Source organism: Bacteroidales bacterium (assembly GCA_041671145.1).
GTDB lineage: Bacteria > Bacteroidota > Bacteroidia > Bacteroidales > JAHJDW01 > JAQUPB01.
Genome location: JBAZBZ010000033.1, coordinates 1 through 15113, shown reverse-complemented (window position 1 = coordinate 15113; position 15113 = coordinate 1). Strand labels below are relative to the sequence as shown.

Genomic DNA, 15113 nt, shown 5'->3' with positions numbered 1-15113 from the left:
ACAAAATGAAAAAATATCTCATAATCTTAATATCGTTATTATTTTCATACGGATTGTTTCCGCAGGGCGTTTATAACAATGGAGGAAAAATAGTTATAGGTTCCGGAGTTTATTTTATCATAAGCGGAACCGGCGGTAATTACCGGAACGACACAAATGTTACTAATGCGTCAATTGATTTATTAGGCATACTTAAAATTGAAGGTGATTATACAAACAACGTAGTTGGCTCTGATATATTAAGCACTGTTGCTACAGGTAGTGAAGTGGTATTTGATGGCACGACAAACCAAACTATTGGTGGCTCCACAACTGCAGCATTTGTGTTTTCTAAATTAACAATAAATAAAATTAGTAACAGTATCCTCTTGCAAAAAGATATTCAGATAAATGATACATTAAGATTTACTAATGGCAATATTGACATAGGAAATAACAATCTTGCTTTCGGACAATCGTCTGTTGTGGCAGGTAATCCTTCGGCTGCGAGCATGATAGTTGCTACCGGTAATGGACAGGTTAAGAAAATCTGGTCTGCTGTGGGTGCCTTCACTTTTCCAATAGGAGATAGCAATATAACTGCTGAATATTCTCCGGTATCATTAAATTTTACAACCGGAACATTTGCAGCAGGAGCATTTGTTGGTTTAAACCTTGTTAATTTAAAATACAACGATACTTCAATCACTGGTTCATATCTTAATCGCTACTGGAACATTTCACAAACAGGCATCACAGGTTTTACCTGCGATGCTGTTTTTCAATACCTGTCTTCAGATGTTTCAGGAACAGAAAGCAACATTAGTTGTTACAGGGTTGTACCAACTCCAATAACTATTTTTAATCCTTCGAATGTAACTCTTCATCAATTAAGTGCATCAGGATTGACGTTTTTCGGAACGTTCACGGGAGGTCCCTATTCAACGAACAAAACATTAAGCATTAAATTATATCTTGAAGGACTTTATGCCGGTGGGGGTTTAATGAGTCAGGCGCAGGGAAACGCAGGAAATCAATTTTCCGGCAATACTGCTGACCAGATATCTGTTGAACTGCATGACCCTGTGACATATCTAACTCAGGTATATTCGGCAAGCAATGTGGACTTAAATACAAGTGGATTAGCATCAATTAGTATTCCCGGCACTTATAGCGGTTCCTATTATATAACAATAAAACACAGAAATAGTATTGCAACAGTTTCTGCTTCACCATTAGCGTTTTCATCACAAACAATCAATTATGATTTTACAACTTCCCAAGCTCAGGCATTCGGAAGCAATTTAAAGTTTCTGGCAACCGGCATATACGGACTCTATGCAGGAGATGTAAACGGTGATGGTGTTGTTGATGTGCTTGACCTTTCTTCTGTTCAGAATGATGCGGTTCTTTTTTCTTCAGGTTATTTATTAACTGATATTAACGGAGATGGTGTGGTTGATATATTCGATATTAATCTGGTACAAAATAATTCGTTGTTATTTATTTCTGCTGTTACTCCTTGATAAATGTTTTAATAATAAACCCGAAAAATTATGTAAATAATAAGTATTGATAAAAACAATTTAAAAATTACTATTATGAAACAGAAAATTTTCAAAAAATTGCTACATGTTTTAATGCTGACGGTTTTTGCAATCTCGTTATCCAAGGCACAGGTTCCAGCCAGCTATGAGTTTTCACTTCGCAATGATGCGCAAGTCAGTCCAACGGTTTTTGAGTTTGACATATACCTGTTGAATAAAGATTTAGTGAATGTCTTTGAGTTGGACCTTTATCAGGCAGGGATTTTAGTAAATCCTGCAATTGTCAATGGTGGTACAATAACGGCAAGCATTGTTGCCGGTTCTTCGCAATTGGTTGCATCGCAGCAACCAACCACATGCGTTCAATTTGCATCTAATTGTATAAAGCTTGTAAATCCCGGACTTGTGTCACACGGATTCGGAACAATTATTTCTACTGCATCTCCCGGAGTGAGAGTTGCAAGAATACGACTAACAAATACTGTTTCCTTTGGTCAGTTTTCACCTAATCTTACTTTTAATTTTACTTCCTCTCCATATAATACTGCTGTATATGCGTATGACCAAACTTCCCCTTATTTAGGCGTTAATATTACAAATTCGATATACTTCACTGTGTCTAATTTAGCAAACAATGTTTTAAACGGACCACCTGTTTCTTTAACAATTACAGGAGCAAATGCAGATAATAAAACTTATGATGGAACGAACGCGGCTGTTTTGAATACAGGAAGTGCTACTTTAGTTGGTGTTGTTGGAGCTGATGTTGTAAACTTAATATCAGCAGGAGCTATTGGGGCTTTTGCGGATAAAAATGTCGGTACGGCTAAAACGGTTACTACTTCGGGATTTGCTATAGGAGGAACAAGTGCATGGAAATATTCTTTAACACAGCCCACATTAACAGCTGACATAACTGCTGCCGGTCTCACTGTTTCAGGCGCAACAGTGAATAGTAAAGTTTACGACGGAACAACAGCAGCGGCTTTGAATACAGGAAGTGTAGGTCTTGCGGGCGTTATAGGAACAGATGTTGTTGTTCTTGGTTCTTCAGGTGCTGTAGGAAACTTTACAACTAAGAATATCGGTAATGGCAAAATTGTTGTCATGGATGGCTTCACTATTAGCGGTGCTGATGCAAGCAATTATATTCTTATGCAACCTGTTTCAACAGCCAATATAACTGCTGCTGGTCTCACTGTTTCGGGTGCAACAGCAAACAATAAGGTTTATGATGGAACAACAGCGGCAACATTGAATACCGGAAGTGCAACTATTGTTGCTGTTTTAGGAACAGATGTTGTTAGTCTTATTTGTTCAGATGCAACAGGAACTTTTGCAAATAAAAATGTTGGTACAGCTAAAACAGTTACAGTATCAGGTTGTACATTGAGTGGTGCCGATGCAGGTAATTATACTTTAATTCAGCCATCATTAACAGCTGATATAACTGCAAAAGGATTAACTGTTACTGCTAACGATATTGCAAAATGCTTTGGAACAACAGTTAATTTTGCAGGAACAGAATTTTTAACTTCGGGTTTATTAACAGGTGATGCTGTGGCAAGTGCAAGTATTACCAGTGCAGGCGCATCTTCATCAGCGGCTGTTGCTACATACAGTATTGTGCCTGCTCTTGCAGTTGGCACAGGTCTATCCAATTATAATATTGCATATTTAAATGGCACTTTAACCGTAAATGCAATTCCTGCCACACCAGTAATAACATTATCTATGGACACACTTAAAAGTGATGCTCCGGTTGGCAACCAATGGTATTTTAATGGTAGTCCAATACACGGAGCTACAGGGCATACATATATTGCTCAGTCCAATGGAAACTACTATACTATTATTACAATAAACGGATGCAGTTCCGGTAATTCTAACACAATTAATTATATCGCAACTGGTGTTAATGAAATCAGTAGTGATTTCCAATTTGAGACATATCCGGTTCCAAACGATGGACAATTCACCGTATCAATAAACACTCAAACGGAAAAGCATTTCAATATTATGATTCATGATGCTCTTGGCTCAATTATATTTGAAGAGAAAAATATTGTTGTTGAAAATAAACTGGAACATAAAATTGATATTACCAATTCTCCGGCAGGTATTTATTTTATAATATTCAGAAGTAATGATGAACAGGTAATCAGAAAAATAATAACGTGTAAATGAAGAAAAGTATGAATTTATTTTAGTGGAATTATTTTACAATTAAAAATCAAAAAAATGAATCATCAGAAATTTCAAAATTGTATCGCTGCATGTTCAGAATGTGCAGTAGAATGTACACATTGTGCAAGTGCATGTTTAAATGAGCAGGACATAAAAATGTTGACTCGATGCATAAGATTAGACCATGACTGCACTGTTATATGTCTTTTGGCAATTAAAGCAATGGCAAGCGGAAGTGAGTTTGTGAAACAAATCTGCAAACTTTGTGCAGAAGTTTGTAATGCTTGTGCAACTGAATGTGAAAAACATTCACACATGGAGCATTGCAAAAGATGTGCGGAAAAATGTCGTAAATGCGCTGTTGCGTGTAGCAACATAAGCAAACTATAGACTCATTTTGTTCGAAATAATGTAAGCATATTATCCGATATTAATTTTATTTTTTCCTTCTTTCTTACTTTTATACATAAGTTCATCTGCACGTTTTACGGATGTTTCGATAGTGTCATTCGGCTTAACTATTGTTGCACCTATAGAAACCGTTATTGATAATCTTTCTTTAGTATTAATTAAAAGACAAATGTTTTGTATGAATATTCTCAACCTTTCTGTAAATTCTTGTAACATTATTTTGTCAACATAAGAAATAATCAGAATAAACTCATCTCCTCCCCATCTGCAAATAGTGTCTAAGCTTCTGGAAATTCTTGTAATATTTTCAGCTACCATTTTAAGAATATTGTCGCCTAAGTTATGCCCATATATATCATTTATATCTTTAAAATTATCTATATCGAAAAATATTAATCCAAATGGGATATTAAGGGTTTTTAGTTCGTACATTTTAGATTGAAACACCATTTCAAAATATTTTCTGTTACCGATTTTTGTGAGTGTATCAATATATACTTCTTTTTTTAATTTTTCCGCTTCTTTCAAAAGTTGAAAATAACTTGAAATATCCGAAAATACACCGTTTGCTCCTATCATCACTTTCATGGGATTTGGTGCTGCCGGTTTTTTATCTTTTCCGGGAGGATGTTGTCTGTATCCTTTATCAATATTTGTGCTATTTTCCATTCTTTTTATTAGAAATTGCTAAACATTTGTTAGGGGATTCTGTTAATTGTAATTCTACTCATTGACAACAATGAATTCCATTATTCCTATCCTTAGCAGATGCTCATTATATATTTTAGGGAAATTATTTTTTATTGATAACTTTTCTGCTATTATCAATAATTTAAGGGTTGTCTGTTTAAAGAGGACTATATGTATTAGGCGTTTTATCATTTTCTGTTAGTTTTAATGCTTAGTGTCTATATATAAATTTTAAAAAAAATAATTTTTGTATTTTGGGATTAATGCATAAACACTACTTAATTCAAACTTTCTAACTATATAAAAATATCATTACTTTTTAGATGTATTAAATTTTAAAATTATAGTTATCCAAAATTGGAATAAATTTTAAAACGATTGATTAAATTCTAATTAATTAATTATTAATATTAATTAAACAATATAAGAAAAGTACTTCGAATGTCCTGAGTGCTTCATGCCATTAAAAATGGAAAATAAAAAAAATAGTAAAAAAATAAATATTTCCGAAACTTTAAGTACTTTAAGTACTCAATTTGACTTGAGTTTGCTTTATGTTTCCAGTGGACTTTTAACTGTTTTTTATGCAATATTAACGCTGATTTAATTAGTTTATTAACTCCGTGAAATACCTTTGATTTATTAAATACCCAAAATAAAATTGTTGCTAAATTTAAAATTATATAAATGAAAAACCTTAAAACAAAATACATGGGAATTGAAATAGATAATCCCATAATTGTTGGTGCATCGAGCATATCATCAGATATAGATAAGCTAAAAAGAGCCGAAGAACTTGGTGTTGGTGCGATTGTTTATAAATCATTATTCGAGGAACAAATACAACTCGAAAAATTCCAGCTTGATGAGAAGCTTGCAGAATACAACGATATGCATGCAGAAATGCTGACAATGCATCCGCATATTGAACATGCAGGACCTGACGAGCATCTTTTTAATATCAGAAAAGCCAGTGAGGGTTTATCTGTCCCGCTTATAGCAAGCATTAATGCAGTCAACAAAGATACATGGCTTAAATATGCAAAACTATTAAGCGAAACCGGAGTAGCTGGAATTGAACTGAATTTCTATCAGATTCCTTCCGATTTCACAAGAGAAGCAGAAGACATAGAAGATGAACAAATAAATATCATTAAAGAGATTAAACAAAATATTTCAATTCCGGTAAGTGTAAAATTAAGTTCCGACTACACTAATATTCTGAATTTTATTAAAAACCTTGACCATATCGGAGTTGATGCATTTGTTTTGTTTAATTCGTTTTTTCAGCCCGATATTGATGTTATTAGTGAGAAACATATCAAATCGTTTAATTTCAGCAATAAGGGAGATTACAAGAAATCTTTGAGATATACGGGATTATTATTCGAAAATGTTAAAGCTGATATTTGCAGCAGCCATGGAATATTCACCGGTGCAGATGTAATCAAATTGATATTATCAGGTGCCACCTGTGTTCAGGTGGTTAGTGCATTATATGAAAATGGCTTGAAACAAATTAGTAATATTAAAGAAGAATTGATGGAATGGATGGATATTAAAAATTATAATAATATTGATGAGTTTAGAGGTAAGCTCTCTAAAAGCAGACTAAGTAGTAATCCTTTTGTTTATAAAAGAGCCCAGTATGCTGATTTGCTTATAAATTCAGAGAAGATATTTGAAGATACAACAAATCTAAGTTATGGTTTGCAGGCAGGGTAATTTTATGTGAACTGACGGAGTAACTCAAATCACTCCGGTCAGTCAATCAATATTATTGACTGACACTAACTATTCAAAGGAATTGTAAATTTGAATTCGCTGCCTTTTCCTAATTCGCTTTCAACCCAAATATTACCACCATGTTTTTCCACGAATTCTTTGCATAATAGCAATCCGAGACCTGTTCCTCTTTCTTCCGCAGTACCTATATTGCAGAACTTTGTATCTATTCTGAATAATTTATTAATGTTTTCTTTTGCAATTCCTATTCCATCATCTTTTATTGCTATAGTTACACTATTATTGTTGTTTTCTGTTTTTATGAATACATTGCCTCCTTTGTGTGTGAATTTTATTGCATTATTCAACAAATTGCGAAGAATTGTATTCAGCATGTTTTTATCTGCTATCAAAATTAAATCTTCTTTGATTTCCGAATGTAATTTTATGTTTTTATTAGCAGCAGAAATTTTTATATTTGAAAGAATTCCCTCAATTATTTTGAGGATATTTATTTTTTCGGGATTGAATTTTAAATTACCTGTCTGCGATCTCGACCATTCCAGTAGGTTTTCAAGTAATGCATAGCCGCTTTTAGCAGAATCATTCAAAATTAAACTGAATTTTTTAATTCTCTCCGCATCGTATTTATCAAAGTTTTGAGACAAGAGTTCGGAAGCGCCCAACATGCTGCTGAATGGATTTTTTAAATCATGTGCTATGATTCCAAAAAATTTATCTTTTGTCATATTAAGGTTTTTGAGGTCGGCGGCATATTTTTTTAATTGCTTTTCGGAATTCTTTTTTTCGGTGATGTCGAATGAGGCAACACTAATGTGAGTCTCTCCTTTCGAATTAACAAAAGTGTTTGAATAACAACTGAACCAACGCCAATTACCTGATTTGTCTTTAAATATCCATTCGCTTTTCTGTGGCTCTAAATTTTTTAGTGTTCCTTTTAATTTTTTAAGAAAACCTTTTTTTAAATCAGGATGACAAATTTCGGAAGCGGGATGCCCTATTAAATCTTCGGGAGCGTAATCTAAGTTTTCTTTGAATTTTGAATTGATATATGTGAATTTTCCTTGAATATCTATTTCGCAAATTAATGCATTGCTTCTTTCGGTAAGCTGTCTGTATTTTTCTTCGCTTTCATTAATTGCCTGTTCGGCTTGTTTTTTGAAAGTGATATTTTCGAGAATAATTGCAAATAGTCCCTTTTTAGGGCAAAATGCATTTACTTTGAAATATTTTTTTGTTTCGGAAGAATAGTTTTCGAATTCTATATTTTCTCCGGTTAACGCCACTGAGCCATATATGTCAATCCAGTATTTTTCATTAGTGGGTATTACTTCCGATACTTTTTTGCCGATAACATTTTCTGACTTAAGACCTGTTAGTTCTTCAAATGCCGGATTGATACTTATATATTTGTAATCATAAGGTTTCCCATTGCCATCAAGAATTATTTCATGTAAAGCAAAACCATCAATCATTTTATTAAAGAGCAAACGATATTTTTCTTCACTTTCTCTTAATGCTTCTTCCGCTTTCATTTGGGCTTCACGTAATTTAATTACTGTGATTCCGTGTGCAAGGTCATTTGCCAATTCTAAAAGCAAATTCACTTCACCCTCAGAAAATGGGTCGGGTTCTTTTGAGTAAATAGTAATTGCACCAAAAGTTTCGTTATCAACCGAAAATGGAATAGCTATTGAAGATGCATATCCTCTTTTAATCGCCTCTTCGCGCCATGGCTTAAAAGTTTCGTCAGTAAGCATGTTTTTACACATTGCGGGTTTTTCTGTTCTGATAGCTGTGCCGGTGGGACCTCGTCCCCGTTCGTTATCAGCCCATGTAACATTCAGCTTTTCGAGATATCCTTCTTCAAATCCTGAATGGGCAATAGGTTTAACGGTTTTATCTTCATCGTGTCCGGCATAACCTACCCAAACCATAGAATGTCCGCAGTCCTCTACAATAATTTTACATATTTCTTTTATGTAATCATATTCGCATTCAGCCCGCATCATCGCCTGACTGCTTCTACTGAGTGCCCTTAGCGTTTTATTTAATTTGTTGAGTTTAATTTCATTTTTTACACGCTCTTCCAACTCCTGTTGCAAAAGGTAATTCACTTTAGCAAGGTCTTTAGTGCGTTGCTGCACCTTGTATTCCAGCTCCTCATTTAATTTTCGTAAATCTTCTTCTGCTTTTTTTATTTCAGTTATATCAATTATCGAAACTAAAACCCTTTCCAATGTTTCTTTATATCCTTCAACAGCAGACCACCTGATAATCACCCGTCTTTTTTCGCCACTAATTGTGCATATTTCCGTTTCGTATTCAAACTTGAGTTTCCCATCAAATATCATCGAAAATTCGTAAATGAAATCTTTTTGTGAATTTTCATAAATCAAGGTTTTGTATTTGTTTATGAATTGTTCCTTTGTATCTGCTTTGTGTAATTCAAGTGCTGCCTGATTGAAATCTGTATTTTTGATTTTTAATATCCATTCATTTATTTTATCGGGATTTTTCCAAAGGTATTTACCGATATTGCAGTGTCCCGTTTTCTTTAATTTATCAATTTCTTTTTTTACTTCGCTGTAATCTTCTTCAAGTTTTGAAACCGGAGAATTGGTGAAAAGGTCTTTGTAACGTTTTTCGCTAAGTTTAATATTATTTTCAATAAATTTTCTGTTTATATTTAATGTTATCTGGCTGCTTATTGCTTCGATTATGCTTATATCTCCGGTTTCTATCGGTTTTTTTGTAAAAATTACAGCACATCCATACATTTTTTCTTTTCTTAGAAATAGAATAGCATAAGTTCTTTTTACATCCAGCATTTTCTCAATGTAAGTGCAATCTTCTTTTTTCAAATTACCTAATGCTAATTCATAAATTCCGCCTTCTATTTCATGAAGTTTTTCATCACTTAATAAATCCAGTATTTTGTTCGAATTGTCATTAATGTTAAAAATGGTTTGGTATATATCCAGCCCTTTTGTTGATTTGTTACGATTAAAATAAAGTTTAGGACCTTCGCTGAATAAAAAATGTGTAATTTTATTATCGGTAATTTCAATTGCAGCAACAGCTGCATCATCCAGCAATCCTTTAAAACTATTGCAAATTATGCTTTGAATAGATGATATGTTTTCACTACTGTTAATTGAAGTTGTTGCTGACGAAAGAATTGAGAACTGATGGGTGCTTTTTTTCTGTATTTCCTGTAACTTTTTTCTTTCTATACTGTGATTTATTGCACGTGAAATATTATCGGAACTTAGTTTGTTTTTTACCAGGTAATCCTGTGCACCTTCCTTCACTGATTCAATTGCCAAATCTTTATCATCAAATCCGGTCAAAATTATAATAGGTGCTTTTATTTTCGGCGATTTTATTTTTCTTAATGTTTCTATTCCTGTGCTGTCAGGCAAACCAATGTCCAATAGAATTGCATCAAACTCCTGCTTGTTTAATAATTGCAATGCATCACTTAAACGTGATGAATGAGTAACAATATATTTGGTTTCGGCACTCTTTAATAAATCTTTTACGATATATACATCTCCCGGATTGTCTTCTACAAGCAGTATTCTAAGTGATGTTTCCCGAATGTTATTATCAAGTGAAATACTTTTCACAGCATCTTTAACTTGTTCAGGTTTTTTCATACTAATTTGATTTACTTTATACTGTTTATTAATAAGTACTTGAAGTACTTATTATTCTTTCGGTGGCAGCTTAACAACTGAAAACCAAAAATCTTCAATTGATTTAACTACTTTTATAAACTGATTCAAGTCAAGAGGTTTTGTTATGTAACAATTAGCATGTAAATTGTAAGACCTTAAAATATCTTCTTCTGCTTGCGAAGTAGTCATTATAACTATAGGGATTTTTTTTAGTTCATTATTTTCTTTTATTTCGGCAAGAACTTCACGTCCGTCTTTTCTGGGAAGATTAAGGTCTAATATTATAAGGTCGGGGTTAGGAGTATTTTCATACTTCCCTTTTTTATAAAGGAATTCCATTGCTTCTACACCATCTTTGACAATGTGGAGAGAATTCATGATTTTACCTTCTTTAAGCACTTCCCTGATAAGTCGTGCATCACCAGAATTATCCTCCACAATGAGAATGTCTATTGATTTGCTGTTTGTGTTTTGCATAATTTAATTTCTCCTTTTTTATATTGTTTGTTTTTTACTATTTTTTAAAACTTTAAATACATTGTTTTAATAAGTATTTGAAGCACTTGTTTTTTTAGGTATTTTAAAATAAAATGTTGTTCCTTTTCCGAATTCCGATTCTACCCATATAGTTCCTTTATGACGTTCTACAATGCGTTTGCAGACAGCAAGACCGATTCCTGTACCCGAATATTCTTCCTTGGTATGCAATCGCTGAAATATTTGGAAAATTCTATCGAAATACTGCGATTCAATGCCAATTCCATTATCTTTAATTGAAAAAATAAAATAATCCTTTTCTTCTTTTGATGAAATGTGTATTATTGGTATTGCATTGCAGAATTTAATAGCATTTCCTATAAGATTTTGCAGCAATTGCACCATTTGTCCTTCATCGGCGATTACAGTTGGCAATTCATAGCAGGTAACCAAAGCATTTTTTTCTTGTATTCGCATAGTCAGGTTATTGATGACTTGCCCCAGTACTTCGTGCATGTCAACATTTGTAAACGGCTTGCCTTTTACCTGAATTCTGGAATAAACGAGAAGGTCATTAATTAAAACCTGCATGCGCATTGCTCCGTCAACAGCAAATTGAATGAATTCCTGAGCTTCTGCATCTAATCTGTCTTTATAGCGATGCGAAAGCAATTGGGTAAAGCTTGATACTGTGCGCAATGGTTCCTGCAAATCGTGTGATGCTACATAAGCAAATTGTTCAAGCTCTTTATTAGAACGCAACAGGTCTTCGTTGAGTTTAAATAATGCCTGCTCTGTTCCCTTTTTCATTTCAGTGATGTCGAAGCAAACACCTGTCATACTTATTGCTTCCCCGACATTATTTTTAGTAAGCAATGCTTTTGCATTTATATATTTAATATCCCCGTTATTTAGTTTTATTCTGTAAATTGTTTCAAAGGGAACATTCTCGTCTATCGCTTTGCTGATTGCTTTCCGTGTGTGAGGAATATCTTCATCAACAATAAATTTTTCAAATACATCGTAATTTTTACCGAAAGTTCCTTTTTCGATTCCGAATATTTGCTCCATTCTTTCGTCCCATTCTATAACATTTGTCTTTATATCCCATACCCAAACTCCGATGTTTGCGTTTTTCAAAGCGAGGTCAAGTTTTTCTTTTAATTTCCGTGATTCTTCCTCGGCTTTCTTGCGTTCGGTAATATCGTTACCTTGAGCAATAGTGGAAATTAATGTTTTATTGTCTGTATCATAAATATTCGCAGAATTCCAAAATACAATGCGTGTTTCTTTATTTTTAGTCAGTATAGGAATTTCAATTGTTTCCCAGTTTTGAGATAAAGCCAGCTTTATTTTTTCGTTAGTTTCTTTAAGTGATGTTTCGGGGAATAAAAAGTCAAGTTTTTTCCCGACCACCTCGGCGGATGAATAGCCGGTTAAATGCTCGAATGCTCCATTGAACAATTGTATTTCCGATTGCGGGTTCCATACAATAATCGGAGCATTTGCATAATTGATAAGATTTTCCAAATAATTTTTGGTATCGTACAATTCTTTTTCTGCCTTCTTTCGTTCAGTTATATTTTGTGAAATAACCATGCCCGCATAAATTTTTCCCTCACTGTCATATATCGGTACTATTTGCTGGTGGTACCAAAAGTTATCATAGTTATGCTCAAATGATGAGGATTCGCCATGAAGTGCTTTATCGTAGTATGGCTCTAATAAATTTATTACTTCAGGCGGATACGCTTCATGTAAAGTATGTCCTTCAATTAAATTCTTGTCGAAACCACTTTTTGTAATTTCACTGCCACCTGCAATTAAAAATTTCTTATTGTGGTCAAAAAGATGTATTGATGTATCGGGCAATGAATCAACCAGCAGGCGATATCTTTGCTCGCTTTGTTTCAATTCCTCCTGATTTCTTATTTTGGTCATTGCAATAGCTACCTGGTTGGCAACTGCTTTCATCATTGCGATACCATCATCACTGAATTTTACTCTTGATTTAGTTCCGAATGACAAAGTACCAATAACTTTTCCTTCAGATAAAAGTGGATGACAAGCGTAAGCTTTAACACCAAGAGATTTTACAAGGTCGGTTCGCGGGTCGGGAGAATCAGGGATATTTTCGGCAATAATTCTTATGCCCTCACTTGCAACACAACCGCAAACTGCCACGCCATAATCCAGCCATTTGATGTTTTTTGCTGTTTTTTCAGGAATTCCCGAATAAGCGTTGAGATTTAGCTTTCCTTCATTCTCATCAACAAGGAAATTAAAAAATACTTGGCAATCGAGAAACTTCATAACTTTATTGCAAAGTTCGTTAACAAGCTTTTGAGGATTATCGCTTTCAAGCAAGCGACTTGCTGTTTCCGACAAGATTTCAAGACGCTCGTTGTTTATTTTAAGAGCTTCTTCTGTATTTTTACGCTCCGTAATATCGTGGGCAACATGCACCGACCCAATAATTTTGCCGGTAGAGTTAAGTACAGGAGTGACGCTGACAAGAAAATAGCCGCCTAAATTTTTTTCGAAAACTTCCGATAGGTGCTGTTTGCCATCTTTAAGCATCATGGCATGAGGACAGTCGTGATAGGGTTTGTCATCGCCATGAATACATTCGAAGCAGCGCAGTCCTTGCGCATCTTTAAAGGAAACACCAAGTTTATTAAGCATGGCTTTGTTAGCTTTTACGATTCTGAAGTCATTGTCAATAATAGCGATGAGGTCAGGTATAATATTGAATGTTTCTACCCATTCCTGACGGGAATGTATCAGTTCTTCCTCTGTTTTCTTACGTTCGGAAATATCGCGTATAAAACTCACGAGGCATTGCATGTTTCCTATTGTCAATGACGATGCACTAAACTCTATCGGTATTAATAAACCGTCTTTGGTAATCAATTCAGTTTCGCCACGCAACGTTCCGATTTTATTAATAATATCCATATTGGAAATCACTTCGTCTTTATGCGGTGGCGAAAGGAGTCCTCCGGTTTTCATGTTGCATATTTCCTCTTTTGTATATCCTGACATTTTGCAGGTAACCTGATTGCAATCTATATATTTGCCTGTAGCTGCATCAAGCAGTACAATTGCATCATTGCTGTTTTCGAAAATACTGCGAAATCTTACTTCTCTTTCGTTAAGCTGTTCTTCGGACTTTTGTTTTTCCTCGTCGGTTTTGTTGACTGATTTGGCAGAAAGCCAAACCAAAAATAAAAAACATACTGTATAAGTTAGGGCAACAATAGTAACACCAACTTCAGAACCATAGATTGCTTTATGCTCGCCGAGTATTCTCAGCCAGCCAATCACAACAGGCAGGATAATAAGCCATGGGAGTAATTTGCGAGCCATGAGTCCACCTGCATTATTGCTGGTAAATACTTTCATAAGCCATGTGTCGGTGCGAATGAAGTAAACGGCAGAACTGAGGGCTATGAATGCAATACCGGTGTTTAAAGCTACGGGTACATTATGTATTTCATGCAAAGAATAGGCGCCAATAATATAGCTTACAGGAACCATGTAGCTAAATATTGCTGCGGGAAGCATTAGCACATGTGCGATGTTTGCATTACGGATACTTTTGGTTGCAATAAGTATCAGTGCAATTCCGATTATAAAGAAATTAATTGCCGAAAAAAAAGCCATCTTTGTTTGCGGAGCCAAGAAAAGTTTCAGAAATGGAGCATAAACAAAAGTTGCCTCAATTCCGGTTTTAAGAAAAATAGTGTAAATAATTATTGTAAGCAAACCTACAATACTTACCGTCAGCCCGAGTGTTTTTGTGATAATCGCTTTAATACGGGTTGTTGAGTCGGTTTTAATAAATATCAATGCGGTGTTTGAAAATGCGAAACATAAAGCGGTTATCACTTTCATTGGTATCCAGTGGGAACTAATGCTTTTAAACAATGTTATGTTAAACATCCAACCGATAAGGTCAAGGAAACTCAAAATAAACACAATAAGCAGAGAAACACATACTATGGGATTTCCGCTAAATACCAAGCGTAACTTTTGGAAAATTGTCTTTATCATAAATTTCTGCTGATAAACTTTAATTTGAATAAATTTTATTCATACATCAAATACAGTCACGAAACAGTTCTATGGGGTTATTAAAGGTAATAAATTAAAATATAAGCTTAATTTGCTTATAATAAAATTAATAGCGTGCGAAATTATAAAAAATAAATAGCAAATAAAAATTATTTGAATATTTTTCAATGAATGATAATAATATAATAACACTAACGTCCTAACGTTTTTTTATTAAAGTTCTTTGAAATATTGGCAGATAATAGTTTCAGTTGTTTTGAATTGCTAAACGATTTGAATAGAATTCCATTTTCTAAGCTTAGTTTTGTCCATAAAA

Annotated in this window: 9 protein-coding genes; 5 read left to right on the top strand and 4 right to left on the bottom strand. The window is 34.0% G+C overall.

Annotated elements, in window-relative coordinates; genetic code table 11:
* Positions 1 to 5 precede the first annotated feature (5 nt).
* The 3 genes from WC223_10285 to WC223_10275 all read left to right on the top strand — a co-directional run bounded on the left by WC223_10285 (position 6) and on the right by WC223_10275 (position 4103).
* A complete protein-coding gene (locus WC223_10285; protein MFA6924628.1) occupies positions 6 to 1505 on the top strand; it encodes a dockerin type I domain-containing protein in 1500 nt (499 codons plus the stop codon).
* Positions 1506 to 1580: 75 nt separating this feature from the next.
* Positions 1581 to 3713, top strand: a complete 2133-nt coding sequence (locus WC223_10280; GenBank protein MFA6924627.1) for a YDG domain-containing protein — start codon at positions 1581 to 1583, stop codon at positions 3711 to 3713.
* 54 nt (positions 3714 to 3767) lie between these two features.
* A complete protein-coding gene (locus tag WC223_10275) occupies positions 3768 to 4103 on the top strand; it encodes a four-helix bundle copper-binding protein (GenBank protein MFA6924626.1) in 336 nt (111 codons plus the stop codon).
* 30 nt (positions 4104 to 4133) lie between these two features.
* Here the strand turns inward: WC223_10275 and WC223_10270 are convergent, their stop codons facing one another.
* Positions 4134 to 4793 (bottom strand): GGDEF domain-containing protein, encoded by a 660-nt coding sequence (locus tag WC223_10270; protein MFA6924625.1) that lies wholly within the window; start codon positions 4791 to 4793, stop codon positions 4134 to 4136.
* Positions 4794 to 5283: 490 nt separating this feature from the next.
* On the opposite strand from WC223_10270, the gene WC223_10265 reads away from it, so the two are divergent.
* On the top strand, positions 5284 to 5421 hold the full coding sequence (locus WC223_10265) for a hypothetical protein (GenBank protein ID MFA6924624.1): 138 nt from the start codon (positions 5284 to 5286) through the stop codon (positions 5419 to 5421).
* Between the two features lie 80 nt (positions 5422 to 5501).
* Entirely contained in the window at positions 5502 to 6539 is a 1038-nt protein-coding gene (locus WC223_10260) for a dihydroorotate dehydrogenase-like protein (protein ID MFA6924623.1), read from the top strand.
* A 65-nt stretch (positions 6540 to 6604) separates the two neighbouring features.
* Here WC223_10260 and WC223_10255 read toward each other — a convergent pair whose 3' ends face one another.
* The 3 genes from WC223_10255 to WC223_10245 form a co-directional block, all read right to left on the bottom strand.
* Complete coding sequence (locus WC223_10255; GenBank protein MFA6924622.1) at positions 6605 to 10222, bottom strand: PAS domain S-box protein; 3618 nt, start codon at positions 10220 to 10222, stop codon at positions 6605 to 6607.
* 51 nt (positions 10223 to 10273) lie between these two features.
* Positions 10274 to 10720, bottom strand: a complete 447-nt coding sequence (locus WC223_10250) for a response regulator (protein MFA6924621.1) — start codon at positions 10718 to 10720, stop codon at positions 10274 to 10276.
* A 66-nt stretch (positions 10721 to 10786) separates the two neighbouring features.
* Positions 10787 to 14776: a PAS domain S-box protein gene (locus tag WC223_10245; protein ID MFA6924620.1), complete on the bottom strand. Its 3990-nt coding sequence runs from the start codon at positions 14774 to 14776 to the stop codon at positions 10787 to 10789.
* Between the last annotated feature and the right edge of the window lie 337 nt (positions 14777 to 15113).